Origin of the sequence: Streptomyces sp. 3214.6, assembly GCF_900129855.1 — a bacterium.
GTDB classification, from domain to species: domain Bacteria; phylum Actinomycetota; class Actinomycetes; order Streptomycetales; family Streptomycetaceae; genus Streptomyces; species Streptomyces soliscabiei.
Genome location: NZ_LT670819.1, coordinates 2,887,430 through 2,914,012, shown reverse-complemented (window position 1 = coordinate 2,914,012; position 26,583 = coordinate 2,887,430). Strand labels below are relative to the sequence as shown.

Annotated in this window: 26 protein-coding genes; 18 read left to right on the top strand and 8 right to left on the bottom strand. The window is 71.0% G+C overall.

The annotated features are described in order from the left end of the window. The first annotated feature begins 16 nt into the window (after positions 1–16). The 4 genes from leuC to B5557_RS12925 all read left to right on the top strand — a co-directional run bounded on the left by leuC (position 17) and on the right by B5557_RS12925 (position 3,344). Positions 17–1,447, top strand: coding sequence for a 3-isopropylmalate dehydratase large subunit (gene leuC, locus B5557_RS12940; protein WP_079659271.1), 1,431 nt, complete (start codon positions 17–19; stop codon positions 1,445–1,447). A 6-nt stretch (positions 1,448–1,453) separates the two neighbouring features. Then, the gene (gene leuD / locus B5557_RS12935) at positions 1,454–2,047 is read left to right on the top strand and encodes a 3-isopropylmalate dehydratase small subunit (protein WP_079659270.1); all 594 of its coding nucleotides are present in this window, start codon (positions 1,454–1,456) and stop codon (positions 2,045–2,047) included. 277 nt (positions 2,048–2,324) lie between these two features. After that, complete coding sequence (locus B5557_RS12930) at positions 2,325–2,555, top strand: hypothetical protein (RefSeq protein ID WP_079659269.1); 231 nt, start codon at positions 2,325–2,327, stop codon at positions 2,553–2,555. A gap of 138 nt (positions 2,556–2,693) precedes the next feature. After that, a complete protein-coding gene (locus tag B5557_RS12925; RefSeq protein WP_079659268.1) occupies positions 2,694–3,344 on the top strand; it encodes an HU family DNA-binding protein in 651 nt (216 codons plus the stop codon). A gap of 68 nt (positions 3,345–3,412) precedes the next feature. Here the strand turns inward: B5557_RS12925 and B5557_RS12920 are convergent, their stop codons facing one another. After that, positions 3,413–3,625 carry a hypothetical protein gene (locus B5557_RS12920; protein WP_079659267.1) on the bottom strand — a complete coding sequence of 71 codons (213 nt, stop codon included), beginning with the start codon at positions 3,623–3,625 and terminating at the stop codon, positions 3,413–3,415. Positions 3,626–3,634: 9 nt separating this feature from the next. Next, a complete protein-coding gene (cofC, locus tag B5557_RS12915; protein WP_079659266.1) occupies positions 3,635–4,270 on the bottom strand; it encodes a 2-phospho-L-lactate guanylyltransferase in 636 nt (211 codons plus the stop codon). Between the two features lie 163 nt (positions 4,271–4,433). Here cofC and B5557_RS12910 point away from each other — a divergent pair, with 163 nt between their 5' ends. The 3 genes from B5557_RS12910 to B5557_RS12900 are packed head-to-tail and all read left to right on the top strand — an operon-like array spanning position 4,434 to position 7,500. Beyond that, the gene (locus tag B5557_RS12910; protein WP_079659265.1) at positions 4,434–5,276 is read left to right on the top strand and encodes a lysophospholipid acyltransferase family protein; all 843 of its coding nucleotides are present in this window, start codon (positions 4,434–4,436) and stop codon (positions 5,274–5,276) included. After that, a complete protein-coding gene (locus B5557_RS12905; protein ID WP_079659264.1) occupies positions 5,273–6,283 on the top strand; it encodes an NAD(P)H-dependent glycerol-3-phosphate dehydrogenase in 1,011 nt (336 codons plus the stop codon). The genes B5557_RS12910 and B5557_RS12905 overlap by 4 nt, the downstream gene beginning before the upstream one ends. 59 nt (positions 6,284–6,342) lie before the next feature. Next, on the top strand, positions 6,343–7,500 hold the full coding sequence (locus B5557_RS12900) for a D-alanine--D-alanine ligase family protein (RefSeq protein ID WP_079659263.1): 1,158 nt from the start codon (positions 6,343–6,345) through the stop codon (positions 7,498–7,500). 46 nt (positions 7,501–7,546) lie between these two features. Here the strand turns inward: B5557_RS12900 and B5557_RS12895 are convergent, their stop codons facing one another. Then, positions 7,547–8,047 (bottom strand): DUF3515 domain-containing protein, encoded by a 501-nt coding sequence (locus B5557_RS12895; protein WP_079659262.1) that lies wholly within the window; start codon positions 8,045–8,047, stop codon positions 7,547–7,549. A 20-nt stretch (positions 8,048–8,067) separates the two neighbouring features. Next, complete coding sequence (locus B5557_RS12890) at positions 8,068–8,301, bottom strand: Lrp/AsnC family transcriptional regulator (RefSeq protein ID WP_079659261.1); 234 nt, start codon at positions 8,299–8,301, stop codon at positions 8,068–8,070. Positions 8,302–8,507: 206 nt separating this feature from the next. Here B5557_RS12890 and B5557_RS12885 point away from each other — a divergent pair, with 206 nt between their 5' ends. Both B5557_RS12885 and thiD read left to right on the top strand, forming a co-directional pair. After that, the gene (locus tag B5557_RS12885) at positions 8,508–9,473 is read left to right on the top strand and encodes a thiamine-phosphate kinase (RefSeq protein ID WP_079659260.1); all 966 of its coding nucleotides are present in this window, start codon (positions 8,508–8,510) and stop codon (positions 9,471–9,473) included. After that, positions 9,470–10,285 (top strand): bifunctional hydroxymethylpyrimidine kinase/phosphomethylpyrimidine kinase, encoded by an 816-nt coding sequence (gene thiD, locus B5557_RS12880; RefSeq protein ID WP_099935872.1) that lies wholly within the window; start codon positions 9,470–9,472, stop codon positions 10,283–10,285. Before B5557_RS12885 ends, thiD begins: the two co-directional genes overlap by 4 nt. Before the next feature lie 197 nt (positions 10,286–10,482). Here the strand turns inward: thiD and rpmB are convergent, their stop codons facing one another. Continuing rightward, positions 10,483–10,668, bottom strand: a complete 186-nt coding sequence (gene rpmB, locus B5557_RS12875) for a 50S ribosomal protein L28 (protein ID WP_007384934.1) — start codon at positions 10,666–10,668, stop codon at positions 10,483–10,485. A 264-nt stretch (positions 10,669–10,932) separates the two neighbouring features. On the opposite strand from rpmB, the gene B5557_RS12870 reads away from it, so the two are divergent. Then, positions 10,933–12,657 (top strand): DAK2 domain-containing protein, encoded by a 1,725-nt coding sequence (locus tag B5557_RS12870; RefSeq protein ID WP_079659259.1) that lies wholly within the window; start codon positions 10,933–10,935, stop codon positions 12,655–12,657. A 117-nt stretch (positions 12,658–12,774) separates the two neighbouring features. Here the strand turns inward: B5557_RS12870 and B5557_RS12865 are convergent, their stop codons facing one another. Both B5557_RS12865 and B5557_RS12860 read right to left on the bottom strand, forming a co-directional pair. Beyond that, entirely contained in the window at positions 12,775–15,741 is a 2,967-nt protein-coding gene (locus B5557_RS12865; protein ID WP_079659258.1) for a hypothetical protein, read from the bottom strand. Beyond that, complete coding sequence (locus tag B5557_RS12860; protein WP_079659257.1) at positions 15,741–17,597, bottom strand: HSP90 family protein; 1,857 nt, start codon at positions 17,595–17,597, stop codon at positions 15,741–15,743. Before B5557_RS12860 ends, B5557_RS12865 begins: the two co-directional genes overlap by 1 nt. Positions 17,598–17,763: 166 nt before the next feature. Here B5557_RS12860 and B5557_RS12855 point away from each other — a divergent pair, with 166 nt between their 5' ends. The 8 genes from B5557_RS12855 to mutM all read left to right on the top strand — a co-directional run bounded on the left by B5557_RS12855 (position 17,764) and on the right by mutM (position 26,184). Then, positions 17,764–21,000, top strand: a complete 3,237-nt coding sequence (locus B5557_RS12855; RefSeq protein ID WP_079659256.1) for a helicase-related protein — start codon at positions 17,764–17,766, stop codon at positions 20,998–21,000. A gap of 121 nt (positions 21,001–21,121) precedes the next feature. Then, the gene (rsmD, locus tag B5557_RS12850; protein ID WP_079659255.1) at positions 21,122–21,709 is read left to right on the top strand and encodes a 16S rRNA (guanine(966)-N(2))-methyltransferase RsmD; all 588 of its coding nucleotides are present in this window, start codon (positions 21,122–21,124) and stop codon (positions 21,707–21,709) included. Between the two features lie 26 nt (positions 21,710–21,735). Then, a complete protein-coding gene (gene coaD, locus B5557_RS12845; RefSeq protein ID WP_079659254.1) occupies positions 21,736–22,215 on the top strand; it encodes a pantetheine-phosphate adenylyltransferase in 480 nt (159 codons plus the stop codon). A gap of 58 nt (positions 22,216–22,273) precedes the next feature. Further along, a complete protein-coding gene (locus B5557_RS12840; RefSeq protein WP_079659253.1) occupies positions 22,274–23,386 on the top strand; it encodes a cell division initiation protein in 1,113 nt (370 codons plus the stop codon). A 150-nt stretch (positions 23,387–23,536) separates the two neighbouring features. Next, positions 23,537–24,190 carry a YceD family protein gene (locus tag B5557_RS12835; protein ID WP_079659252.1) on the top strand — a complete coding sequence of 218 codons (654 nt, stop codon included), beginning with the start codon at positions 23,537–23,539 and terminating at the stop codon, positions 24,188–24,190. A 2-nt stretch (positions 24,191–24,192) separates the two neighbouring features. Then, positions 24,193–24,366, top strand: a complete 174-nt coding sequence (rpmF, locus tag B5557_RS12830; protein ID WP_007493396.1) for a 50S ribosomal protein L32 — start codon at positions 24,193–24,195, stop codon at positions 24,364–24,366. Between the two features lie 19 nt (positions 24,367–24,385). Continuing rightward, positions 24,386–25,210, top strand: a complete 825-nt coding sequence (rnc, locus tag B5557_RS12825; protein ID WP_079659251.1) for a ribonuclease III — start codon at positions 24,386–24,388, stop codon at positions 25,208–25,210. An 86-nt stretch (positions 25,211–25,296) separates the two neighbouring features. Then, positions 25,297–26,184 (top strand): bifunctional DNA-formamidopyrimidine glycosylase/DNA-(apurinic or apyrimidinic site) lyase, encoded by an 888-nt coding sequence (mutM, locus tag B5557_RS12820; protein ID WP_079659250.1) that lies wholly within the window; start codon positions 25,297–25,299, stop codon positions 26,182–26,184. Here mutM and B5557_RS12815 read toward each other — a convergent pair. Next, positions 26,157–26,558: a winged helix-turn-helix transcriptional regulator gene (locus tag B5557_RS12815; RefSeq protein WP_079659249.1), complete on the bottom strand. Its 402-nt coding sequence runs from the start codon at positions 26,556–26,558 to the stop codon at positions 26,157–26,159. The two genes, mutM and B5557_RS12815, sit on opposite strands and share 28 nt — an antisense overlap. Positions 26,559–26,583: the final 25 nt, after the last annotated feature.

The following is a 26,583-nucleotide window of genomic DNA, read 5'->3' as shown; positions in this document are numbered from 1 at the left end:
GGCCGGAGGGAAAGCGATGGGTAGGACACTCGCGGAGAAGGTCTGGGACGACCACGTCGTCCGGCGCGCCGAGGGCGAGCCCGACCTCCTCTTCATCGATCTGCACCTGCTGCACGAGGTGACCAGCCCCCAGGCCTTCGACGGCCTCCGTCAGAACGGCCGCCCCGTGCGCCGTCTCGACCTCACCATCGCGACCGAGGACCACAACACCCCGACCCTCGACATCGACAAGCCGATCGCCGACCCGGTCTCGCGCGCCCAGCTGGAGACGCTGCGCAAGAACTGCGCCGAGTTCGGCGTGCGACTGCACCCGCTCGGCGACGTCGAGCAGGGCGTCGTGCACGTCGTCGGCCCGCAGCTCGGTCTGACCCAGCCCGGCATGACCGTCGTCTGCGGCGACTCCCACACCTCCACGCACGGCGCCTTCGGCGCGCTGGCGTTCGGCATCGGCACCTCGCAGGTCGAGCATGTGCTGGCCACCCAGACGCTGCCGCTGGCCCGCCCGAAGACCATGGCGATCACGGTCGACGGCGAGCTGCCCGACGGCGTCACCGCCAAGGACCTGATCCTGGCGATCATCGCCAAGATCGGCACCGGCGGCGGCCAGGGCTACATCCTGGAATACCGCGGCTCCGCCATCGAGAAGCTCTCGATGGAAGCCCGGATGACCATCTGCAACATGTCGATCGAGGCCGGCGCCCGCGCGGGCATGATCGCCCCCGACGAGACGACCTTCGAGTACATCAAGGGCCGCGCCCACGCCCCCGAGGGCGAGGACTGGGACGCCGCCGTCGCGTACTGGAAGACGCTGAAGACGGACGCCGACGCCGAGTTCGACGCCGAGGTCGTCATCGACGCCGCCGCGCTGTCGCCGTTCGTCACCTGGGGCACCAACCCCGGCCAGGGCGCGCCGCTTTCGGCGGACGTCCCCGACCCTGCTTCGTACGAAGACGCTTCGGAGCGCCTCGCCGCCGAAAAGGCCCTGGAATACATGGGGTTGGAGGCCGGACAGCCGCTGCGCACCATCAAGGTGGACACCGTCTTCGTAGGCTCCTGCACCAACGGACGCATCGAGGACCTGCGCGCCGCCGCCGCGATCGTCGAGGGCCGCAAAGTCGCCGACGGCGTACGGATGCTGGTCGTCCCGGGCTCCGCGCGGGTCGGTCTGCAGGCCGTTTCCGAGGGTCTGGACGTCGTCTTCAAGGAGGCCGGCGCCGAATGGCGGCACGCGGGCTGCTCGATGTGTCTGGGCATGAACCCGGACCAGCTGGCCCCCGGTGAGCGCTCCGCGTCCACCTCCAACCGCAACTTCGAGGGCCGGCAGGGCAAGGGCGGTCGTACGCACCTGGTGTCGCCGCAGGTCGCGGCCGCCACGGCCGTCCTGGGCCACCTGGCCTCCCCGGCCGACCTGTCCGACGCCGAGACCCGTACGCCCGCTGGAGTCTGAGAAGTCATGGAAGCATTCACCACGCACACCGGCCGGGCCGTCCCGCTGCGCCGCTCGAACGTCGACACCGACCAGATCATCCCTGCTCACTGGCTCAAGAAGGTCACGCGGGACGGGTTCGAGGACGGGCTGTTCGAGGCCTGGCGCAAGGACGAGAACTTCATCCTCAACCGCCCCGAGCGGCAGGGCGCCACGGTCCTGGTCGCCGGCCCCGACTTCGGCACCGGTTCCTCCCGTGAGCACGCCGTCTGGGCGCTGCAGAACTACGGCTTCAAGACCGTGATCTCGTCCCGGTTCGCCGACATCTTCCGCGGCAACTCGCTCAAGAACGGCCTGCTCACGGTGGTGATCGAGCAGACGATCGTGGACGCGCTGTGGGAGCTCACGGAGAAGGACCCGCAGGCCGAGATCACCGTCGACCTCGAGGCCCGCGAGGTGCGCGCCGAGGGGATCACCGCCTCCTTCGAGCTGGACGAGAACTCCCGCTGGCGGCTGCTGAACGGGCTGGACGACATCTCCATCACCCTCCAGAACGAGGGCGACATCTCCGCGTACGAGGCCAAGCGGCCGTCGTACAAGCCGAGGACGCTCCAGGGCTGACCCAGGAGCCCCCGAGGAGGCCCTGAGCAGGTCGAGTTTCGGCCACCGCGACACCCCCGCCGTACCCCCGATCGGACCGATCGGGGGTACGGCTGTTTCTGTACCCGTTCGGCCCCGACACCCTTCGCCGTTCTTGCCAACTTCCCACGTTAGGACGGGTGTTGCCTGGGTACGCGCCCTGTACGGACATGACCGCCGGAAGTGCCCGGACGGCCGTTTGAGGCGGCAGTTGCCCCCTGAGCGGGCGACAACTCGCCCCAGATGGCACAATCTGTGCATGGAACACGACGGCCAACTCGAGCTCTATACGGCGGTCGCGAACCAACTCAAGGAAGCGCACACAAGAGTGCGCGCACTGCAAGTCCCGGAGGGCGTACGGATGGCGCTGACCCGGAAGCTGCTGGTCATTACGGCCGCGGCCAAGCACGATCTCGCCGATGCGACAAGGCGTCTGGAGCGGTTCATGGCGGACCTCGACGAGGGGCGAATGCCCGAAGAGGAGCGCTGATCGCCTCCGGAGCGGCCGATTTCGTTGCGGCACAAGGGTGATTAGCCCGTTTCGTGTTTGATTTGCGGTATATATCTGCCTAACGTGCGAAAAAGCTTGAACACTTTCGTTCTGGCGAATGTCTCCGAAGGGGAAGACGTGAACAAGGCGCAGCTCGTAGAAGCGATTGCCGACAAGCTGGGCGGCCGCCAGCAGGCCGCCGAGGCGGTCGACGCGGTCCTGGACGCCATCGTCCGCGCGACCGTCGCCGGCGACCGGGTCTCGGTCACCGGCTTCGGTTCGTTCGAGAAGGTCGACCGGCCGGCCCGCTACGCTCGCAACCCCCAGACGGGCGAGCGGGTTCGGGTCAAGAAGACGTCCGTGCCGCGCTTCCGCGCAGGCCAGGGCTTCAAGGACCTGGTGAGCGGCTCCAAGAAGCTCCCGCGCGGCGGCGAGGTCGCCGTCAAGAAGGCCCCCAAGGGCAGCCTGACCGGCGGTGCTTCCGCCACGGTCAAGAAGGCCGCCGCGAAGAAGGCGACCACGAAGACGGCCGCCGCGAAGCGGACCACCGCCGCCAAGAAGACGACGGCCGCCGCGAAGAAGACCACGGCCACCGCCAAGAAGACCACCGCGAAGAAGGCCACCACCAAGACGACGGCGGCCGCCAAGAAGACGACCACCGCGAAGACGGCCGCCGCCAAGAAGACGACGGCCAAGAAGGCCCCGGCGAAGAAGGCGACGGCGAAGAAGGCCCCCGCCAAGAAGTCGGCCGCGCGCAAGACCACCGCCAAGAAGGCCACCGCCCGCTAGGCGCAAGCCAGCAGGGGCACTCACGCGCCGGGCCGGACTCCCTCACGGAAGTCCGGCCCGCGGCGTGTTCAGAACGTCTGCAGCGTCACCAGGGTGATCCGGGGAGCGTCCTTCGGGTCCTGCGGCTCCGCCACCTCGATCCGCACCCGCTGCCCGGGCCGCAGCAGCCGCAGCCCGCCCGCGTCGAACGCCGACGCGTCGAAGGGCACCGGCGTGCCGTCGTCCAGCAGCACCTGCCCGCTGCGCGTGCCGGGGTCGTACGTGTATGCGGTCGCCTGCATGGCGGCAGCCTACTGCCCCGCGGTCAGCAACCGCGCCGCCGCGGCCGTTCGGGGGCCCACGCCCAGGGACAGGGCCGTGCGCAGGTCCTCGCCGGTGTCGACGTCCTGGCGTACGGAATCCACCCCGTCGAGAAGGAGTTCCACGGCGCCGGAAGCGCGATGCCGGGCACGGGAATCCGTGCCGAATGCGGGGAGCAATTCACGGCCGGCGGCCACCGCGAGAAGCGTGGTGCCGATTGCGGCCGCGTCCGGGAGAAAAGCGCGAGGGAATTCCGCGGCCGCGTCCAGGACCCGGGCCAATTCCGCCGGGCGCATGGCCGGCAGATCCGCGTTGAGGGCCGCGAGGGGGGAATCGGGGCGTACGGCGCGCACGGCGGCCGCTCCGTGGGTCAGAGCCGCGTTCAGGCCCGTGCGCGGCTCACCGGCTACGATGCGGGCGCCCAGGGCCGCCAGGGTGCTGCCGGCCAGCGTGTCGTCCGTGACTACTGCCACATCCCGCACCGCAGGTGAGGCCAGCGCCGCCGCCACGGTGTCCTCGGCGAAGGCGAGGGCGAGGCCCGGGCGCAGGCCGTCGGTTGCGGTGTCCGCGAGCCTGCTCTTGGCCAGCGCCAAGGGCTTCAGGGGTATGACCAAGGTCCACTCCACCGGCGTACCGTCCCTCTCTTGTCGCGGCCATTGTCACCCGGCCCATTCGCCGCTCGGGCGGGCGGGCGTACCGTGTTCTCGACAGACCGGCGGCCCGGGGCGACACTTGTGCGGCCCCAGGCCCGGGAGCAGGCCTTGGGAAGTCCTAGAGGAAGGTGTCCGCGTGCCCCGCCGCAGAATCGGCTTCTGGTACCGCTTCGCAGCGGTCCTCTGCAAACCCTGGCTGGTGGTTCTGATCAAGCGGGACTGGCGCGGAATGGAGCACATTCCGGTCGACGGCGGCTTTATCACCGCGGTGAACCACAATTCGCACGTCGACCCGTTCGCCTACGCGCACTTCCAGTACAACACCGGACGGGTGCCGCGTTTCCTGGCGAAGAGCGCGCTTTTCAGGGACGGCTTCGTCGGTGCCGCGATGCGCGGCACCGGACAGATCCCCGTCTACCGCGAGAGCACGGACGCGCTGAGCGCCTTCCGGGCCGCGATCGACGCCGTGGAACGCGGCGAGTGCGTCGCGTTCTACCCCGAGGGCACCCTCACCCGCGACCCCGACGGCTGGCCCATGACCGCCAAGACCGGTGCCGCGCGCGTCGCCCTGCAGACCAAGTGTCCCGTGATCCCGGTCGCCCAGTGGGGCGCCAACGAACTGCTCCCGCCGTACGCCAAGAAGCCCAACCTCCTTCCGCGCAAGACCCACCATGTGCTCGCGGGGCCGCCCGTGGACCTCTCGCGGTTCTACGGCAGGGAGATGACGCCGGAGCTGCTGAAGGAGGCGACCGAGGTCATCATGGCCGCCGTCACCGCGCAGCTGGAGGAGATCCGGGGCGAGAAGGCGCCCGAGACGCCCTACGACCCGCGCCAGGAGCGGATCGAGCAGCGCCGCCGCACCCGGGCGCAGACCGGCACGGAAACGGACGCGGAGACGGGCGCAGGCGCAGGCACGGGCGCAGGCACGGGCGCGGGGATGGGCGCCGAGATCAGTCACGAGGGGGAGAACAGCAAGTGAGCAAGTCCGTGAAGGCGGCGGTGTTCAGCGCCGGTTCGTGGGGGACGGCTTTCGGCATGGTGCTCGCCGACGCGGGGTGCGAGGTCACCCTGTGGGCGCGCCGCCCGGAGGTGGCAGAGGCGATCAACACCGCCCGCGCCAACCCCGACTACTTCCCCGGCGTCGAGCTTCCGGAGAATCTGCGGGCCACGACGGACCCCGCCGAGGCCGCCGCCGACGCCGACTACACGGTCCTGTCGGTGCCCTCCCAGACCCTGCGCGCCAACCTCGCCGCGTGGACGCCGCTGCTCGCCCCGAACACCGTCCTCGTCTCGCTGATGAAGGGCGTCGAACTCGGTACGACCATGCGGATGAGCGAGGTCATCGAGGACGTCGCCAAGGTGGGCCCGGACCGGATCGCCGTGGTCACCGGACCCAACCTCGCCAAGGAGATCGCCTCCCGGATGCCCGCTGCGGCCGTGGTCGCCTGCACCGACGAGGCCGTCGCGCAGAAACTCCAGGCCGCCTGCCACACGCCGTACTTCCGCCCGTACACCAACACCGACGTGGTGGGCTGCGAGCTGGGCGGCGCGGTGAAGAACGTCATCGGCCTCGCCGTCGGCATCGCGGACGGCATGGGACTCGGCGACAACGCCAAGGGCTCGCTCATCACGCGCGGCCTCGCCGAGACCACCCGACTGGGCCTGGCGATGGGCGCGGACCCGCTCACCTTCGCCGGACTCGCCGGGCTCGGCGACCTGGTGGCCACCTGCTCCTCGCCGCTCTCCCGCAACCACACCTTCGGCACCAACCTCGGCAAGGGCATGACCCTCCAGGAGACCATCGCCGTCACCAAGCAGACCGCCGAGGGCGTCAAGTCCTGTGAGTCGGTGCTGGATCTGGCCCGCCGGCACGGCGTCGACATGCCCATCACCGAGACGGTCGTCGCCATCGTGCACGAGGGCAAGCCTCCGGTGGTCGCCGTCAAGGAGCTGATGTCGCGCAGCGCGAAGCCCGAACGACGCTGAGCGAACCCGGTGGGCGGACGCTGACTCCCGGCCCTACCACCGGGTACTCTCAAGCCGATATGAGCACCGAGAACCTCCCCCAGAGCCCTCAGCAGCCCGTCCGCAAGCCGCGGGTGGCCGTCGTCTTCGGCGGCCGCAGCTCCGAGCACGGGATCTCCGTGGTCACCGCCGGCGCGGTCCTGCGGGCCATCGACCGGACCAAGTACGAGGTCCTGCCGATCGGCATCACGCGCGAGGGCCGCTGGTTCCTCACCGCCGACGCGCCCGACCGCATGGCGATCACCGACCGCCGTACGCCCGACGTCGACGAACTCGCCGAGTCGCGGGACGGCGGCGTGGTGCTCCCCGTCGACCCCGCGAACCGCGAAGTCGTCTACTACGAGGCCGGATCGGTGCCCAAGGCGCTCGGCGAGGTCGACGTCGTCTTCCCGGTGCTGCACGGCCCGTACGGCGAGGACGGCACCCTGCAGGGCCTGCTGGAGCTCTCCGGCGTCCCGTACGTCGGTTCGGGCGTGCTCGCCTCGGCCGTCGGCCAGGACAAGGAGTACATGAAGCGGGTGTTCACCTCCTTCGGGCTCAAGGTCGGCCCGTACGTGGTGATCCGGCCGCGCGAGTGGGAGCAGGACGAGTCGGCCGCCCGCAAGAAGATCGTCGACCTCGCCGGCGAGCACGGCTGGCCGCTCTTCGTGAAGCCCGCGCGCGCGGGTTCGTCGATCGGCATCACCAAGGTCGACGACCTCTCCGGCCTCGACGAGGCGATCGCCGAGGCCCGGCGCCACGACCCGAAGATCCTGGTCGAGGCGGCGCTGCGGGGCCGCGAGATCGAGTGCGGAGTCCTGGAGTTCGAGGACGGCCCCCGCGCCTCCGTCCCGGCCGAGATCCCCCCGCCGGACGCGCACGCGTACTACGACTTCGACGCCAAGTACATCGACTCGACCCCGGGGATCGTCCCGGCGCCGCTGACGGACGAGGAGAGCGCCGAGGTCCGCAGGCTCGCCGTGGACGCCTTCGAGGCGGCGTCCTGCGAGGGGTTGGTGCGCGCGGACTTCTTCCTCACGGAGGACGGCGAGTTCGTCATCAACGAGATCAACACGATGCCCGGCTTCACTCCGATCTCGATGTACCCCGCGATGTGGCAGGCCACCGGAATCGCCTACCCGGAGCTGGTGGACCGCCTGATCCAGGCAGCGCTGCGCAGGCCGACGGGTCTGCGTTGATCACGGGCTGACCCGGGGGCGATCCGGGGTTGATTCAGGACGTGTCCTAGTCGGCGATCCCCTCGGGGATCGCCTTCTTGATGGCCGGCGCCAGATCGATCAGCGCGCCGGAGCTGTCCACGCCGTCCGGCACCGTCACCTCGACATACGCGCTCCGGTTGGCCGTGGTGAAGCGGTTTCCCCCACCGTCCCGCTTCTCCATCAGCCAGTCGACGCCGTTCACCCCGCCGGCCACCGCGTCCGGGTCGGCGCCCTCCGAGACCTTCGGGTCGATCATCTTCGGCGGCTGTGCGACACCACAGCGCAGTATGATCTCCGGGCCTCCCCAGCCCGCGGTCAGCGCGGAGGCGGGCTCGGGATCGTGGCGGCTCTCACCGTCCACCTTCGACGGCAGTGCCTTGTCCAGGTTCCCGCACAGCTTCACGGTCTTCGCACCGGGGCTGGGAACCGACACCGACGCGCTGTCGTCTGCTGAGGAGCAGCCCGCGACCGTGATCAGCAGGACGAGGACGGGCAGACCGAGCGGCCGGTGACGGAAAAGGTTCACCGGCCAAGGGTAGACGGGGGCTACAGATGCACGACCGGGCAGGTCAGGGTACGGGTGATCCCGTCCACCTGCTGGACCTTGGCGACCACCATCCGGCCGAGGTCGTCCACCGTGTCGGCCTGCGCCCGCACGATCACGTCGTACGGCCCCGTCACGTCCTCGGCCTGGACGACGCCAGGAATCTTGCTGATCTCCTCGGCGACGGTCGACGCCTTGCCGACCTCCGTCTGGATCAGGATGTACGCCTGTACCACGGAACCTCCAGGGCGGCCACGAGGATCATGTGGGGAAAAGGAACGCCACGGTATCGCGTCGCCGCGCGCCGCGGGGAGACCTGCGCGGACCCCGGCACGCGCGCCGGGGCACGGGCATGGCAGAAGTTGACGGCTGACTCGACCGTATCGAGGACACTGGTTATGCGCGACCGGGCACGGACAGGTACAGAAGGGGCCAAAGGGCAATGAAGGGCACTGTTGGTGAGCTCGGCGAGTTCGGGCTCATCAGGGAGCTCACCTCCCGTCTCACCACCACCCCCGCGGTCCGGGTCGGCCCCGGCGACGACGCCGCGGTGGTCGCCGCGCCCGACCGGCGGGTCGTGGCCAGCACCGACATCCTGCTGGAGGGCCGGCACTTCCGCCGCGACTGGTCCACGGCCTACGACGTCGGCCGCAAGGCCGCCGCGCAGAACCTCGCCGACATCGCCGCCATGGGCGCGGTGCCCACAGCTCTGCTGCTCGGTCTCGTCGTGCCCGCCGAGCTGCCGGTCACCTGGCCGTCCGAGCTGATGGACGGGTTGCGGGACGAGTGTCAGGTCGCCGGCGCCTCGGTGGTCGGCGGCGACGTCGTACGGGGCGACACGATCATGGTGTCGATCACCGCGCTCGGCGATCTGCGCAACCAGGAGCCGGTCACCCGGGGTGGCGCCCAGCCCGGCGACCTGGTCGCGGTGACCGGCTGGCTGGGCTGGTCCGCAGCCGGGTACGCGGTTCTCTCTCGCGGCTTCCGCTCGCCCCGCGCCTTCGTCGAGGCCCACCGCCGCCCGGAGCCGCCGTACCACGCGGGTCCGGCCGCCGCCTCGCTCGGCGCGACGGCGATGTGCGACGTCAGCGACGGGCTGATCGCCGACCTCGGGCACATCGCCGAGGCCAGCAAGGTCCGCATCGACATCCGCTCCGGCGCCATCGACGTCCCGACGCAGATGCACGACATCGGGCAGGCCGTCGGCGTCGACCCCATCCAGTGGGTGCTGACCGGCGGAGAGGACCACGCGATCGTGGCGACGTTCCCGCCGGACGTGAAGCTGCCCGCCCGCTGGAAGGTGATCGGCGAGGTCCTCAACCCGTCCGCGCTGCCCCAGGTGACGGTCGACGGGGCGCCCTGGACCAGCAAGGGCGGCTGGGACCACTTCGGGGACATGGAGTCGTGAGCGCTTCCGGTGCGCCTCCCCGGGTGCTGACCGTCGCCGGTTCCGACTCCGGCGGCGGGGCCGGGATCCAGGCCGACCTGAAGACGATGCTCGCGCTCGGCGTGCACGGCATGAGCGTGCTCACGGCCGTCACCGCACAGAACTCCCTGGGCGTGCAGGGGGCTTGGGAGCTGCCGGTGGCGGCCGTGCGGGCCCAGTACCGCAGCGTCGTCGACGACATCGGCGTCCAGGCCGTGAAGACGGGCATGCTGGCCTCCGCCGAACTCGTCGATACCGTCGCCGAGTTGATCGCAGGCACGGACGCTCCCGTGGTCGTCGACCCGGTCGGTGTCTCCAAGCACGGCGACCCGCTGCTGGCGGCCTCCGCGCTGGACTCCGTACGGACGAAGCTGCTGCCGGCCGCGACCGTCGCCACCCCGAACCTGGACGAGGTGGCCCAACTCACGGGCGTACAGGTCGAGTCGGAGGAGCAGTTGCGGGACGCGGCGGCCGCCGTGCTCGCGTACGGGCCGCGCTGGGTGCTGATCAAGGGCGGCCATCTCCCCGGTGACGCCGTGGACTTGCTGACGGACGGCGCCGAGGAGCACTGGCTGCGGGCGCCGCGCTACGACAACCGGCACACGCACGGCACGGGCTGCACCCTCGCGTCCGCGATCGCGGCGCAGCTGGCGAAGGGCCGGTCCGTGCCGGAGGCGGTGACGGCGGCCAAGAGGTACGTCACCGGGGCGATCGCCGCCGGGTTCGCGCTCGGCGCGGGGATCGGTCCCGTGGACCACGGCTGGGCCCTCACATCGGATGCGCGCGAGGCTTGAGAGTGGCCCGACCCTGCACGGTCAGGTGCTCGAATGGGTACGTCGATCTTGGGCCTGCCAAAATGCCGGCCGTGCGAGACGCAGGCGCGGCAACGGAGCGGGCACAGCAACGGAGCGGGCACAGCAAGAAGCCGGTCCACACGAGGTGGACCGGCTCGATGCAGCGAACCAGCGGTGGCCGCGCGCTTAGCTGTGCGTCAGCGCGAGACCTTGCCGGCCTTGATGCACGAGGTGCAAACGTTCAGGCGCTTCGGCGTCCCGCCGACCACAGTACGGACGTGCTGGATGTTCGGGTTCCAGCGACGGGACGTACGGCGGTGCGAAAACGACACGCTGTTGCCGAAGCCCGGCCCCTTGCCGCAGACGTCGCAGTTGGCAGCCACGGGTCACTCCAAAGACTTCAGATGCACTTACGGTTGATCCCAGCATGCCAGGATCCAGATCGCAGAATCAGAGATCTGAGTGGCGCTGCCAGGGGGAAAGCCCGATGGGATCGGGCAACCGGAGCAGCATACAACGACTGCGCCAGTACAACGAAACTACCATGCCTGCTCAGGGCCCCGCCCCCGGCCCCACCTCCCCTATTTCCGGTGGACACCGGTCCGGGGTCTACGCTGCGTCCAGTCCGGCAGCTCAAGGAGGCGCAGGTGGCGCAGGTGCCGCAGACATTCTTCGATGCTCTCGCGGTGCGCACCTGGTGCGGCCTCACGCTCACCGCGTTGGGCCGGGCGCGCGAGGAGATCGACGCGATCAACGTCTACCCGGTCGCGGACGGGGACACCGGCACCAACCTGTACCTGACCGCCGAGTCGGCGGCGGCCGCCGTCGAGGCCGTGTTCGCCGGTTACGAGGCCGGTTCCGCGCCCGCCGGGAGGCCCTCCCTGGCCGACGCCGCGCGCGCGATGGCACACGGGGCGCTCATCGGGGCGCGCGGGAACTCGGGGACGATCCTCGCCCAGCTGCTGCGCGGCATGGCCCAGGTGCTCGCCGCCGAGGGTGAGGCGTCTCACACCGACTCGGACGGGCTGCGCCTGGCCCTTCGGCAGGCCGCCGACTCCGCGCGCCAGGCCGTGGCCCACCCCGTCGAGGGCACGGTCCTGTCGGTCGCCTCGGCCGCCGCCGACGCGGCCGGGGGAGCGCAGGGCGACTGCGGGACGGTCGCCCGGGCGGCCTACCAGGGGGCGTGCGCGGCCCTCGCCGCGACCCCGGGGCAGCTGGCGGTCCTGGAACATGCCGGGGTCGTGGACGCGGGCGGGCGGGGGCTGGTGGCGGTGCTCGCGGCGCTGGTGGAGACGTTCACGGGGGAGGCGCCGGGGCTCTCCGGCGGCCTGATCGGGTCGGCGGTCGGATCGGCGGTCGGGTCGGTGTCGGTGGCGCACGCGCGTGTGGAGGCCGTCCAGGGGAGTGTCCCGGCGGAGGACTGCGCCGACGGGCCGGACGGCGGAGGCGGCCCCGCCTTCGAGGTGATCTACCTCCTGGAGGCGGAGGACGCGGCCGTGGCGCGACTGCGGCAGCGGCTCGACGCCCTGGGAGACTCGCTCGTCGTGGTCGGCGGCGACGGCCTGTGGAACGTCCATGTGCACGTGGACGACGCGGGCGCCGCGGTCGAGGCGGGCGTCGAGGCCGGCCGGCCCTACCGGATCCGCATCACGCACTTCGGCGCCGACGACGCCCACACGCGCGGGGCTGAGCGTCCGCCCCGTGAACGTGTCCAGCGGGCGGTCGTCGCCGTCGTGCCCGGTGAGGGCCTCGCCGGGCTGTACGCCGAGGCCGGTGCGACCACGGTGCTCGCGCGTCCCGGGGAGCCGCCCGCCAGCGGTGAACTCGTCGAGGCCGTACGACGGGCCCACGCGCGCGAGGTGGTGCTCCTGCCCAACGACGCCGACCTGCGCCACACCGCCGCCGCGGCCGCCGAACAGGCCCGCACGGAGGGCATCCGGGTGGCCCTGATCCCGACCCGCTCCGCGGTCCAGGGGATCGCCGCGCTCGCCGTGCACGAGCCGGAGCGCCGCTTCGACGAGGACGTCGTCTCGATGACCTCGGCGGCCGGCGCCACCCGCCACGCCGAGGTCGTCGTCGCCGAGCGCCAGTCGTGGACCATGGCGGGCATCTGCCAGGCCGGCGACGTGCTCGGGCTCATCGACGGCGACGTGGCCGTCATCGGCTCGGACGTCATCGCCACCGCCGAGACCGTCCTGAACCGCATGCTGGCGGCGGGCGGCGAACTCGTCACCCTCGTACTCGGCGACGAGGCCCCCGACGGCGTCTCCGAGCGCCTGGAGACGCGGGTGCGGGAGGCGTATCTCGCCGTGGACACGGTGGTGTACCGGGGTGGACGGCAGGGGGCGTTGCTGTTGATCGGGGTGGAGTAGGGGAGCGAGGGGACGGCAAGAGGGGGAGGGGACGGCAAGAGGGCGAGGGGATCGTTCAACGATCCCCTCGCCCTCTTGTTTTCTCGCTCCCGGCTTTCCTGCCCCTGCCGGGATCGTTCAACGATCCTTCTGTTCCTCCGCGACCTGCAGCAGCTGCTCCGCCTCGGCCCGCCGCGCGTGCACCGTCTCGTCCTCCCCCTGCTCGCCGCCGGCGTCGGCGGAGGCGTCCGCGTACGCCCTCAGCACCGCACGCGCGCGTGCCGCCGCCGCGGTGGGGCGGCCCAGGTCGCTCTCCAGCCAGCCCGCGGCCAGCTCGGCACCCGTCCGGGCCTCCAGAGCGCTGTCGCCCAGGGCGACGAACACCGCGACGGCCTCCGCCATCTGGGAGAGCGCCTCGTCCAGGGCGGCCCGGATCGAGTCGTCGTCGGCGTCCTCGGCGGCGGAACGGGCGAGCAGGTCGCCGAACTGGCGGTGAGTGTGACCGAGTTCACCGACCAGCCGCAGCCGCGCCTCCTCGTCGTCCGCCGCGTCGAACGCGTCCGCGCACTCCTCCACGGCACGCGTCATCAGGTCGCGTGCCGCGTCCGTCCCGTCCTCGGTGCGCAACGCCAGCCACGCGCGGGCGCGCAGGGACCGGACCAGCCCGTGGACGTTGCCGAGGTCGCGCCACAGCTCGCCCGCGCGCGCGTAGGCCTGGTCCGCCTCGGTGTGCAGGCCGGCCTGGCCGAGCGACTCTGCCGCGAGGTGGGCCAGCGTCGCGTGGTCGTGCTGCTCGGGCCAGTGCCGGGCGATCTCGGCGGCCTGGAGCCGACGCTCCGCGGCGTCCCGGTGCTCCCCGAGTTCGCTCAGACAGTCACCGAGCCACCACTGCGTCTGGACGACCGCGCCGTCGCCGTGCGTCTCGGCGGTCAGGTCCGGCAGCGCCGACTCCAGGACCTCCGCGGCCTCGGCCCAGCGGCCCTGCCGCACCAGGAACCCGCCGAGCTGGTGGCGTGCCCACGCGCCGAAGGTCGGGCCGGCGCCCGCCTCGTCGGCCCAGTGCGCCGCCTCCAGGGCGTGCTCCGCGGCCTCGGCGGCCTGCCCCCGGTCCCCGACGACCTCGGCGAGCTGGAGGTGCAGCTGGGCCCGCCCCGCCGCCTCCAGGAACGGCCCGCCGTGCTCCAGGGCCGCCCGCAGCGCCCGCTCCGCCTCCACCATGTCGCCCAACTGGTGGGCGAGACCCGCCAGCCGGGCCTCGTACTCCACGGCGAACCACGGCAGCCCCGCCTCGACGAACTCCGCCGCGGCCCGCGCCAACAGCTCCGCGCCCGCCTCCGGATCCCCGGAGTGCGTCGCGAGCTCCGCGAGCATCGCGTGCCCCTCGGCGACCCGGGCGGCCAGCCGTACGTCGTTCCCGGCCCGCCCGTCCACCAGCGCCAGCAACTCCCGTACGGCCGCCTCCGCCTCCGTCAGCACCGTCTGCGTCACCTGCCCGTCGGCCTCGTGGACGCGCCGCATCAGGATCCGGGCCCGACCCATCAGCACGCCCGCCGCCTGCGGCACCTCCGTGCCACCGTCGGCGTACAGCGCGAGGACCAGGTCGTAGGGGTCGGCGACCGCCGCGAGCGCCTCGTCGACCTCACCCGCCAGCGCACGGACGTACGCCGCACGCACGCGTGCCGCCAGAGCCTCCCCGGGGTCGCCCGCCTGCGCGTACAGCTCGGCGGCCTGCTCGAACGTTTCCGCGCCCTCGGGGCCCAGACCGATCGCCTCGTGGTCGGCGATCTCCGCGCGGTCGCGCGCCGCCAGTTCCACGCCCTCCGACTCCTCCGCCAGCCGCGCCACCCGCGCCCACGCCTCGACGGCGTGCGGCTGCAGGGCGTCCGACAGCTGCCGGGCCTCGACGATCAGGGCCGACAGATCCGGTTCGTCGGCCTCCTGGACCGGGGCCGGCGCCATGGGCGGCGCGGCGGCCACGACGGCGGCCGGGCGAGCCGCCCGCACCCCCAAGGGCAACCGCTCCACCAGGGGCCGCTGCGTCATCCGCGCGCGTGCCCGCTCGCTGACGTGCCCCGTGCCGTTGCGCTCGTCGAACCGCGCGGCCAGCGCAAGAGCCTCCGCGCGCGCGTGCGCCGCGAGTTCGACGGCCGTCCACTCCCGCCCGGCCGTCCCCGGCACCCGCTGACCGCCGAGCCCGAGCTCGGACAGGCGCTCCATGAGCAGGACCACGACGCTCAGAAAATCCAGCCTGCTGCGCGGCTGCCCCTCGTCCGTGAAGTACGCAGGCCGCTCCGCGAGCAGCTCCAGACCCCGCGCCTCGTTGCCGGTCAGCGCGCAGAACTCGACGTGGTCGGCGTAGGCGCCCCGCATGCTCTCCATGGGCCGCACCAGCCGGAAGCCCCGCAGATGGTGTGCGCGGGCCTCCTCCACACGCCCCAGCCGCAGCAACGGCACCAGGGACGACGCGAGCACCGTGTGCGGCTCGTGCGCGCACGTGTACTCGCCCTCCAGGACCGGCGCCCACACCTGAAGCGCCTCCGCGTCCCGCCCCCGCTCCGCCTGCCACCAGCCCTGCCCGTGCAGCTCGCACGCGTGACAGTCGGCCATGGTGTCCCGGTCCGCGGCCATCCAGGCGGCGAACGCCCGCTCCGCGCGCGGGACGTCCCCGACATGCGCGGCCACACTGAACTCGGCGCTGCGCACCGCCCGCTCCGAGTGCCCGGCGAGCCGGTAGCGGTGCTCCATCTCGCCGAGCCACTTCTCCACCGACGCCAGCGGCACATGCGGCTGGTCGAGCATGCCGGCCGACATCCACTTGAAGACCCAGTGCAGCGAATGCGTCTCGTACTCGTCGAAGTCCTCGGGCCGCTCGTCCCACAGGCGCAGCAGCCGCGCGAACGGGACGAACATCTTCGCCTTCTCGGAGCTGTAGTTGTAGACCTTCAGCTGATGCCCGAGCGCCTCGATCACCGCGAGCGGGATGTTCAGCTTCTCGGCCTCCAGCAACAGCTGCTCCGCGCGCGCGTTGCGGGCCGGCCCCTCCGGTTGCTCGCCGTTCTCCGCCATCGCCCGGCGGAGGGAGTCGAAGTCCGTGATCTCACTCATCAGTGGTCCCCCTGCCCCTGTGTCGATTCCCCTGGTGCGGACTCCCCGTGCGTGGCCCACTCCAGGAGACCGATGAACGCCCGATTCAGCAGCGCCGAGTCAGCGGGCCGCAGCGGGCGCTGTGCCATCAGCAGCGCCTGACCGTACAGCGACTCCGTGGCGGTGCCGATCAGTTCGGGATCGTTCAACGAACTGATCCGCCGGATCAGCGGGTTGTGATGGTTGAGCACCAGACGCGCGCGCGGGGCGCTCCCGCGCAGCGAGCCCAGGATGCCCGCCCACAGATCGTCGGCCTGTGCCTCGGCCTCCGCGCGCGCCTGTTCGTGCCGGGCCGCCCGGTCGTCGAGATGCAGCGCGGGCACCGACAGCGGATGGAAGGCCCGCAGCGCGATGTCGCAGCCCAGCGGGTCGAGCTTCGCCCGCGCGGCCGCCAGGAAGCCCGCCAGCGCCAGCTCGTCGGCCGGATCGGCGGCGTCCAGATGGGCGGTCACGGTGTCCGCGTCCAACTCGGAGACCACGGTCCCCGGCCGCACCGACGGCAGTGCCTCGACCAGCTCGCTGTCGTACGTGTAACCGCCGTTGATCACCCCGATGCCCTGGGCGGAAGCGATCGCCGCGACCTGTCGGTACTCCTCCACGGTCCGCGTGAAGTGGACCACCGGGTGCCGCTGTGCGAACTCCTCCAGCGACAGCCGTCCGTCGGTCGTCTCGAAGGGCAGCCACGGCAGCATCGTGCGCAGCATCTCCCTGTCGTGCCGCGCCAGGGACTTCACGCCGAGGTGATGCACCTCGAGGAAGGCCGCGAGCCGCTCCGGATCACCGGCGGCCAGACCCGTCAGCCACGACCGGATCCTTTCCCCCAGCGCCTCCCGTACCGCCGACAGCGTCTCGTCCTCGTACAGCGACTCCCGCGAGGCCGTCGGCCGCAGACTGTCGGTGTCCAGGACACAGCGCACGAAGAACGCCCAGTCGGGCAGCAGCTGTTCTCCGCGCTCGGTCAGCAGCATGCCCTTGAGGTGCACCCGGTGCCCCGCCCGCTGCGCGGGGCTGACCGCCGACGGCAGCACGTACGCCACCCCGCGGATTCCCGCCAGCGGCACATCCAGCCCGACGGAGTCCAACGGCGTGAACCCGAACAGCTCATGACAGTGCCGGGCCAGCGCCACCCGCCGGTCGGCGGGGGAGGCGTACGCCCGGTCCCAGGGCGCGGGCAGATCGGTGACCGCCTCCTCGCCGACACGGACGTCGTACGGCAGCAGCGAGCCGAAGTCCCGCGCCAGCGCCAGCACCCGCGGCTCGGCGAGCCATTCCCCGGCGCCGGCCCGCGCCACCAGATGCACGGTCGTGCCCGGCTCGGGCCGCTCCTCGTGGGGCAGCGTCCGCACGGTGTACGAGCCGTCGTCGCGGGCCGTCCACTCCACGGGCGGCGCGTCCGGCGTACGGGCGCTGCGGCTGACCACGCGGATCCGCTCGGCGACCACGAAACAGGCCAGCAGCCCGATGCCGAACTGGCCGAGGAAGTCCGAGCGGACGTCCTGCAACCCCTCGGCGCGCTTGGAGCTGCGACCGATCGTGGCCAGCAGGGTGTGCACATCGGCCTCGGTGAGCCCGACGCCGGAGTCCTCCACCCGAAGCCGGCCGTCCGCGGCGAACAGCCGCACCCGGGCAGGGGCGTCGGGCTCGTCGGTCCGCCGGGCGGTGATGGCGTCCACGGCGTTCTGCAGCAGTTCGCGCAGGTAGACCTTGGGACTGGAGTACAGGTGATGGGACAGCAGGTCCACCAGACCACGCAGGTCGACCTGGAACGTGTGAGGTGACGGAGATGCCTGGGATGACTGTGAGGTCTGGGAGTCCATCGCTGCAGCGCCGCGGGCTGGGGACGAGCACGGCGCGGGGTCGGGCGGTCCCGGTGGGGCGGTGACCGCGGATGATGGCCGGAGCGCGCCATCCTAGAGCCCGAACGAGCCGTCTGACCAGGGGTTTCAGGACACGTATACGGCAATGTCAGTGGCGTGGTGTGCAATGGATCTCGTGCCCGCACTGGAAGAACCACTGCAACAACCGCTCAGGTCAGTGCTCGGCCCCGCCACCGCGAAGGTGATGGCCGAGCACCTCGGCCTGCACACCGTCGGCGACCTCCTGCACCACTACCCCCGCAGATACGAGGAGCGCGGCCAGCTCACCCACCTCGCCGACCTCCCCATGGACGAGCACGTCACCGTGGTCGCCCAGGTCGCCGACGCCCGTCTGCACAGCTTCGCCTCCGCCAAGGCCCCCCGGGGCAAGGGCCAGCGCCTGGAGGTGACGATCACCGACGGCAGTGGCCGACTTCAGCTGGTCTTCTTCGGAAGCGGCGTCCACAAACCCCACAAAGAGCTCCTGCCCGGCACGCGCGCGATGTTCGCCGGCAAGGTCTCGGTGTTCAACCGCCGCCTCCAACTGGCCCACCCGGCCTACGAACTGCTGCGCGGCGACCCGGGCGAGGCCGACGAATCCGTCGACACCTGGGCCGGCGCCCTCATCCCGCTCTACCCCGCCACCGCCAAACTGGAGTCCTGGAAGATCGGCAAGGCGATCCAGACGGTGCTGCCCAGCGCCCGGGAAGCCGTCGACCCCCTGCCCGCCGGCCTTCGCGAGGGCCGCGGCCTGGTCACCCTCCCCGAGGCCCTCCTCAAGATCCACCGCCCGCACACCAAGGCCGACATCGACGACGCCCGCGCCCGCCTGAAGTGGGACGAGGCCTTCGTCCTCCAGGTCGCCCTCGCCCGCCGCCGCCATGCCGACGCCCAACTCCCGGCCGTCCCCCGCAGACCCGCCCCCGACGGCCTCCTCACCGCCTTCGACGCCCGCCTCCCCTTCACCCTCACGGACGGCCAGCAGAAGGTCTCCAAGGAGATCTTCGACGACCTGGCGACGGACCATCCGATGCACCGACTGCTCCAGGGAGAGGTCGGTTCGGGTAAGGCTCAGCCCCTCGACTCGCTGGTGCTCACTCCCGCCGGTTTCCGTCGGATGGGCGACCTGCGAGTCGGTGACGAAGTGGTCGTGCCGGACGGGGAGATCGCGTTGATCGACGGCGTCTTTCCGCAGGGAGAGCGCGATGTCTGGCGGCTGGTCCTCTCCGACGGAAGCTCCGTCGAGTGCGACGACGAACATCTCTGGATCGTTGGCACGAGTTGTGCGTGGCACCGTGGTCAGGCTCCCAAGGTCATGACAACTCGGGAGATCCGCCGGGACGCCATCAAGGCCAACGGATCTCCGAAGTGGTACGTTCCGGCAGCCACTCCGGTCGATCTTGGGGACGACTTCGGGCTGCCTCTCGATCCCTACCTGTTCGGCCTCCTGCTGGGAGACGGCTCGTTCCGGCACAATCTGCGCCTGTCCACGATCGACGCCGAAATCCGTGAGGCAGCGGCGACGGCCGTGGCCCCCGAATGCCAGCTGGTTCCGGTGAAGGGATCCCGCTGCGGCTACACGATCCAGCTGACCTGCCGCAATGGAGGCGTGCGCAATCCGGTGATCCAGGCCTTGCGGGACATGAACCTTTGGGGCGTGACCTCGCGTGGCAAGTTTGTGCCCGACGTGTTCAAGAACACCTCGATCAAAAACCGTCTCGCTGTCCTCCAAGGGCTCATGGACATCGACGGCACCGTCCACACGGGTGGCCTCAGCGCATCGTTCTGCTCAGCCTCGCCCAGGCTTGCGGAGGACGTTGCCTGGCTGGTCCGCTCGCTGGGGGGCCGGGCGCGGATCCTGCCGCAGCGGGCGTCGTTCAACGTCTCCGTGTCCCTGCCCGACCTGTACGCCCCGTTCAGGCTGACGCGCAAGGCCGAACAGGTAGGTCCCCGCCCGAAGTACGACACCTTCCGGCGCGGAATTCGCGCGGTCGAGTATGTGGGACGAAAGCCCGTCCAGTGCGTCAGCGTCGCCCACCCGAGCCACGCTTACGTTACCGACAACTTCACGGTCACCCACAACACGATGGTCGCCCTCCGCGCCATGCTCGCCACAGTCGACGCCGGCGGCCAGGCCGCCATGCTCGCGCCCACCGAGGTCCTCGCCCAGCAGCATCACCGGTCGATCGTCGAGATGATGGGCGAGCTCGCCGAGGGCGGCATGCTGGGCGCGGCCGAGAAGGCCACCAAGGTCACACTCCTCACCGGCTCCATGGGGACGGCCGTCCGGCGCCAGGCCCTGCTCGACCTGGTCACCGGCGAGGCAGGCATCGTGATCGGCACGCACGCGCTGATCGAGGACAAGGTCCAGTTCCACGACCTCGGGCTGGTCGTGGTCGACGAACAGCACCGCTTCGGCGTCGAACAGCGCGACGCCCTGCGCGGCAAGGGCAAGCAACCCCCGCACCTGCTCGTCATGACGGCCACGCCCATCCCGCGCACCGTCGCCATGACCGTCTTCGGCGACCTGGAGACCTCCGTCCTCGACCAGCTCCCGGCCGGCCGCTCGCCGATCGCCAGCCATGTCGTCCCGGCCGCGGACAAGCCCCACTTCCTGGCGCGCGCGTGGGAGCGCGTGCGCGAGGAGGTGAGCAACGGCCATCAGGCGTACGTCGTCTGCCCCCGGATCGGCGACGAGGAGGACGACCCGAAGAAGGCCAGGAAGTCCGCGGAGGACGAGGCCGAGAAGCGCCCGCCGCTCGCCGTCCTGGAAACGGCCGACCAGCTCTCCAAAGGCCCCCTCCAGGGCCTGCGGGTCGAAGTCCTGCACGGCCGCATGCCGCCCGACGACAAGGACGCCGTGATGCGCCGCTTCGCCGCGGGCGACACCGACGTCCTGGTCGCCACGACCGTCATCGAGGTCGGCGTCAACGTCCCGAACGCCACCGCGATGGTGATCATGGACGCCGACCGCTTCGGCGTCTCCCAGCTGCACCAGCTGCGTGGCCGGGTGGGGCGTGGCTCGGCCCCCGGCCTCTGCCTGCTGGTGACGGAGATGCCGGAGGCGAGCGCGGCCCGTCAGCGCCTCAACGCGGTCGCCGCCACCCTCGACGGCTTCGAACTCTCCCGCATCGACCTGGAACAGCGCCGCGAGGGCGACGTCCTGGGCCAGGCCCAGTCGGGTACTCGGACCAGCCTGCGGGTCCTGGCCGTCATCGAGGACGAGGAGATCATCGCGGAAGCGAGGGAGGAGGCGACGGAGGTCGTGGCGGCAGACCCCGAGCTGACCAGCCTGCCTGGACTGCGGACGGCACTGGACGCCCTCGTGGACGAGGAGAGGGAGCAGTACCTGGAAAAGGGGTGAGCCGACCGCCCGGGCGCGCGGGGCCGCAGTGGATATGCGGCTACCGCCGCGCGAGGGCGAGCAACCACGACGGACCAGCTGCCAAACTGGTTCCGTAACCGCCCCCGAACAAGGACCGAAGATGACCCGCGTGATCGCCGGCAAGGCCGGGGGCCGCCGCCTGACCGTCCCACCCGGCAACGGAACCCGCCCCACCTCCGACCGCGCACGCGAAGGTCTCCTCTCCACCTGGGAATCGCTCCTCGGCGGCCCCCTGGACGGCGAACGCGTCCTCGACCTCTACGCGGGCTCGGGCGCCGTAGGACTGGAGGCCCTCTCCCGGGGTGCCGCCCACACCCTCCTCGTCGAGGCAGACGCCAGAGCGGCCCGCACGATCCGCGAGAACGTCAAGAGTCTCGGCCTCCCCGGCGCCGAGGTGAGGTCGGGCAAAGCCGAACAGATCATCCGGACACCGGCGCCGACAGCTCCGTACGACATCGTCTTCCTCGATCCGCCGTACGCCGTCACAGATCACGATCTCCGGGAGATTCTCCTCACACTCCGCTCGGGAGGCTGGCTCGCGCCGGAGGCGATCGTCACCGTGGAGCGCAGCACCAGAGGCGGGGAGTTCCACTGGCCGGACGGCTTCGAAGCGCTCCGGGCCCGTCGCTACGGCGAGGGAACGTTTTGGTACGGTCGCGCCGCCTCTACGTGCGAAGACGCGCGATGACCGGACCGGAGAGCGAGGGACCACAAGTGCGCCGTGCCGTCTGTCCCGGGTCGTTCGACCCGATCACCAACGGACACCTCGACATCATTTCCCGCGCCTCCCGTCTGTATGACGAGGTCTATGTCGCGGTCATGATCAACAAGTCCAAGAAGGGCCTGTTCGAGATCGACGAGCGGATCGACCTGATCCGCCAGGTCACCGCCGAGTACGGCAACGTCCGCGTCGAGGCCTTCCACGGCCTCCTCGTCGACTTCTGCAAGCAGCGCGACATCCCGGCCATCGTCAAGGGCCTGCGCGCGGTCAGCGACTTCGACTACGAGCTGCAGATGGCCCAGATGAACAACGGCCTCTCGGGCGTCGAGACGCTGTTCGTGCCCACCAACCCCACCTACAGCTTCCTCTCCTCCTCCCTGGTCAAGGAGGTCGCCACCTGGGGCGGGGACGTCTCCCACCTCGTTCCGGCGATCGTCCTGGAGGCGCTCAACGAACGCCTGCGGGCGGACTGATGGGGCTACAGTCGTCCCGTCCGTCTCCAACACAGCTGTAGAGAGTGGCGAGCAACCGGTGGACGTGCAGAAGAAGCTCGACGAGATCGTCACGGCGGTCTCCAGTGCCCGGTCGATGCCGATGTCGGCCTCGTGCGTGGTCAACCGCGCGGACCTGCTCGCCCTGCTCGAAGAGGTGCGCGCGGCTCTGCCCGACTCGCTCGCCCAGGCCCAGGAGCTGATCGGCGGCCGGGACCAGATGGTCGAGCAGGCCCGCCAGGAGGCCGAGCGGATCATCTCCACCGCGCACGCCGAGCGCGGCTCCCTCATCTCCGACACCGAGATCGCCCGTCGCTCCCAGGCCGAGGCCGACCGCATCCTCGCCGAGGCCCGCAAGGAGGCCGAGGACGTCCGTGCGGAGGCCGACGACTACGTCGACTCCAAGCTCGCGAACTTCGAGGTCGTCCTCACCAAGACGCTCGGCTCCGTCGGCCGCGGCCGCGAGAAGCTCCTCGGCACCGGCCCGGGCGTCGACGAGAACGGTTACGAGGACGAGGACGCCCCCGAGCGCAGCCACGACCCGGAGACCCTGCGCCGCGACGCCGACACCTACGTCGACACCAAGCTGGGCGCCTTCGAGGCCGTTCTCGCCAAAACCCTGGAGGCGGTCGGCCGCGGCCGTCAGAAGCTGCACGGCCGCATCGCCACGGACGACCTCGGCGCACTCGCCGACGACAGCACGACGTTCCAGCACTCCTCCGACGCCGACTACCTCGCCGACCTGACCGCCCTCGCCGAGCAGGACGCGGCGGCGGCCGGCCAGCCCGCCCAGCAGCCGTACGAGCAGCCGCAGGAGGCCTACGCCGCCTACCAGCAGCAGCCGGACCCGTACGCCGGCGCCTACGGCCAACAGCAGGGCTACGGCCAGCAGGACGCGTACGGCTACCAGCAGGCCGACCCCTACTCCTCCACCTTCGAATACGGTCAGGCGGCAGGAGCCCCCCATCAGGGCTACGACACCCAGCAGGCCGCCTACGACCCCCACCAGGCCGCGCAACAGCCCCAGCAGTCGCACCAGCCCCAGCAGCACCAGTCCCAGCAGGGGTACGCGCTCGACGAGACCAGCCTCTTCGACACCGGCATGATCAGTGCCGAACAACTGCGCGCCTACGAGCAGGAACGCGGCCTGTAGGACCTGTCGGGACGGGGTCGCACCCACCCGATTGGGCTGTGGGCGAAAGCTCCAGTATCCTGGCTCTTCGGTCGTGTGTACGTCCGCGATCACCGCTGCCCGGGAACACCGAAGGGCGGCGGCCCCGAGCTCAGCAGATCGAAAGCAGGAATGGCCCTGAACGCCCGCCTCGACCACCGCAAGCCTCTCGTGTTCGACACGCATGAGCTGGGGCGGCGGCCCGGTGCGCTGCAGCGCCTGACCCGCGAGATCGACGCTCCCAAGGATCTCGGGATCCAGGGAGTGATCGGAGTGCCGGAAGGCGCTCCGGTGGAGCTCGAACTCCGGCTCGAGTCGGTCATGGAAGGGGTGCTCGTCACAGGCACCGTCCGTGCACAGGCCGAGGGGGAGTGCGTAAGGTGTCTGGAGCCGCTGGAGCTGGAGCTCGAAGCGGACTTCCAGGAGATGTTCTCGTACCCTGACGCCGATGACCGGGGCCGCCCCAAGGCGGAGCCGGTCGACGACGCCGAGGAAGACGAGGACAGGCTCTTCATCGAGGACGGCCTGTTCGACCTCGAGCCCGTGCTGCGCGATGCGGTGGTGCTCGCACTGCCGATGCAGCCGGTGTGCCAGGACGACTGCCTGGGCCTGTGCTCCGAGTGCGGAGCGCGGCTCACGGACGACCCGGACCACCACCACGACGCCGTCGACGTTCGTTGGGCGGCACTGCAGGGACTCGCCGGTTCACTCGGAGACGGCGAGAAGGACGAGATGAGCGGCGGCGCGCTTCCTTCAGCGCACGCCGACGAGAAGCAGGAGAAGTAGCCGTGGCTGTTCCGAAGCGGAAGATGTCGCGCAGCAACACGCGCCACCGCCGGTCGCAGTGGAAGGCTGCGGTCCCCACCCTGGTTGCGTGCGAGCGCTGCCACGAGCCCAAGCTGCAGCACATCGCGTGCCCGTCTTGTGGCACCTACAACAAGCGCCAGGTCCTCGAGGTCTGAGCGGCTGGTGAGAGGCTCAATGTCTGACGCCAAGAAGCAGTCTCTCCGCGCAAGCGGAGGTGGCCCGGCGGAGAACACGGCCTCGTCCCACACGCTTCTGGAAGGGCGGCTCGGCTATCAGCTCGAGTCCGCCCTTCTGGTGCGTGCGCTGACCCACCGTTCCTTCGCGTACGAGAACGGCGGCCTGCCGACGAACGAGCGGCTGGAGTTCCTCGGGGACTCCGTGCTCGGCCTCGTCGTCACGGACACGCTGTACCGCACCCACCCCGACCTGCCCGAAGGCCAACTGGCCAAGCTGCGGGCCGCGGTGGTCAACTCGCGTGCGCTGGCGGAGGTCGGTCGCGGCCTTGAACTCGGCTCCTTCATCCGGCTCGGCCGGGGTGAAGAGGGCACGGGCGGCCGGGACAAGGCATCCATCCTCGCCGACACCCTCGAAGCGGTGATCGGCGCGGTCTATCTCGACCAGGGCCTCGACGCGGCCTCCGAACTGGTACACCGCCTGTTCGACCCGCTGATCGAGAAGTCCTCGAACCTCGGTGCCGGCCTGGACTGGAAGACCAGCCTCCAGGAGCTCACCGCGACCGAAGGGCTCGGCGTCCCCGAGTACCTGGTCACGGAGACCGGCCCCGATCACGAGAAGACCTTCACTGCTGCCGCCCGCGTCGGAGGCGTCTCGTACGGCACCGGCACCGGCCGCAGCAAGAAGGAGGCGGAGCAACAAGCCGCCGAGTCCGCCTGGCGCGCGATCCACGCCGCGGCGGAAGAGCGTGCCAAGGCGGCGAAGGCGGCAAAGGCCGTCGAGACCGTCGACGGCAGCCCGGACCCCGAGTCCGCCTCCGCCTGACGAACAGAACAGCAGTGCAGTAGAACAGCGGTACGAGACGAGCGCCCGCCCCCGCTGGGAGGCGGGCGTTCCGTACGGGGGATCCCATGCCCGAGTTGCCCGAGGTCGAGGTCGTCCGGCGCGGTCTGGAGCGGTGGGTCGCCCATCGCACGGTCGCCGACGCCGAGGTGCTGCATCCGCGTGCCGTACGCCGTCACGCGGCCGGTGCCGACGATTTCGCGCACCGCCTCAAGGGCCACCGCATCGGCACCCCGAGCCGGCGCGGCAAGTACCTGTGGCTGCCGCTGGAGGACACCGATCAGGCGATCCTGGCCCACCTCGGCATGAGCGGCCAGCTCCTGGTCCAGCCGCACGAGGCCCCCGACGAGAAACACCTGCGCATCCGCGTGCGCTTCGCCGACACACTGACATCAGCCTCCCCCATCGCGGCGGGGTCCACCGAACTGCGCTTCGTCGACCAGCGCACCTTCGGCGGCCTGTCCCTGCACGACACCACCCCCGACGGCCTGCCGGACGTCATCGCGCACATCGCCCGCGACCCCCTCGACCCGCTGTTCGACGACGAGGCCTTCCACCAGGCGCTGCGCCGCAGACGCACCACCATCAAGCGGGCCCTGCTCGATCAGTCGCTGATCAGCGGCGTCGGCAACATCTACGCGGACGAGGCGCTGTGGCGCGCCCGCCTCCACTACGAGCGTCCGACCGCGACCTTCACGCGTCCGCGCACACTCGAACTCCTGGGCCATGTCCGAGACGTGATGAACGCGGCCCTCGCCGTCGGCGGCACCAGCTTCGACAGCCTCTATGTCAACGTCAACGGCGAGTCGGGCTACTTCGACCGGTCCCTGGACGCGTACGGCCGGGAGGGCCTGCCCTGCAGGCGATGCGCCACGCCGATGCGCCGGCGCCCGTGGATGAACCGGTCCAGCTACTTCTGCCCGAAGTGTCAGAGGGCGCCGCGCGTCCCGTCGTAGTGCTCGCGGGCCGTGAGGACGTCGCCCATCCGCCCTTCCAGCAGGTGGATGAGGGCGAGGAGGCGCTCGGCCACCTCGCGCCCGAGCGGGGTCAGCTCGTAGTCCACGCGCGGCGGGTTGGTGGGCTGGGCCTCGCGATGCACCAGTCCGTCGCGCTCCAGCGAGTGCAGCGTCTGGGACAGCATCTTCTCGCTCACGCCGTCGACCCGGCGGCGCAGCTCGTTGAAGCGCAGCGAACCCTCGTACAGCGCGCCGAGGGTGAGTCCGCCCCAGCGGCCCGTGACGTGCTCCAGCGTGCCACGCGAGGGGCAGGCCTTGGCGAAGACGTTGAACGGGAGGTCCTGGTCCTCCGCACGCACGTGGGTGATGTTCATGCTCCAAGCCTACGGCACCGCGCAT

Bases quoted from the DNA above. Each gene is read 5' to 3' on its own strand.
- leuC (WP_079659271.1), top strand. From the start codon at position 17: ATGGGTAGGACACTCGCGGAGAAGGTCTGGGACGACCACGTCGTCCGG.
- leuD (WP_079659270.1), top strand. From the start codon at position 1,454: ATGGAAGCATTCACCACGCACACCGGCCGGGCCGTCCCGCTGCGCCGC.
- B5557_RS12930 (WP_079659269.1), top strand. From the start codon at position 2,325: ATGGAACACGACGGCCAACTCGAGCTCTATACGGCGGTCGCGAACCAA.
- B5557_RS12920 (WP_079659267.1), bottom strand. From the start codon at position 3,625: ATGCAGGCGACCGCATACACGTACGACCCCGGCACGCGCAGCGGGCAG.
- B5557_RS12900 (WP_079659263.1), top strand. From the start codon at position 6,343: ATGAGCACCGAGAACCTCCCCCAGAGCCCTCAGCAGCCCGTCCGCAAG.
- B5557_RS12885 (WP_079659260.1), top strand. From the start codon at position 8,508: ATGAAGGGCACTGTTGGTGAGCTCGGCGAGTTCGGGCTCATCAGGGAG.
- B5557_RS12865 (WP_079659258.1), bottom strand. From the start codon at position 15,741: ATGAGTGAGATCACGGACTTCGACTCCCTCCGCCGGGCGATGGCGGAG.
- B5557_RS12860 (WP_079659257.1), bottom strand. From the start codon at position 17,597: ATGGACTCCCAGACCTCACAGTCATCCCAGGCATCTCCGTCACCTCAC.
- B5557_RS12855 (WP_079659256.1), top strand. From the start codon at position 17,764: ATGGATCTCGTGCCCGCACTGGAAGAACCACTGCAACAACCGCTCAGG.
- rsmD (WP_079659255.1), top strand. From the start codon at position 21,122: ATGACCCGCGTGATCGCCGGCAAGGCCGGGGGCCGCCGCCTGACCGTC.
- B5557_RS12835 (WP_079659252.1), top strand. From the start codon at position 23,537: ATGGCCCTGAACGCCCGCCTCGACCACCGCAAGCCTCTCGTGTTCGAC.
- rnc (WP_079659251.1), top strand. From the start codon at position 24,386: ATGTCTGACGCCAAGAAGCAGTCTCTCCGCGCAAGCGGAGGTGGCCCG.
- mutM (WP_079659250.1), top strand. From the start codon at position 25,297: ATGCCCGAGTTGCCCGAGGTCGAGGTCGTCCGGCGCGGTCTGGAGCGG.
- B5557_RS12815 (WP_079659249.1), bottom strand. From the start codon at position 26,558: ATGAACATCACCCACGTGCGTGCGGAGGACCAGGACCTCCCGTTCAAC.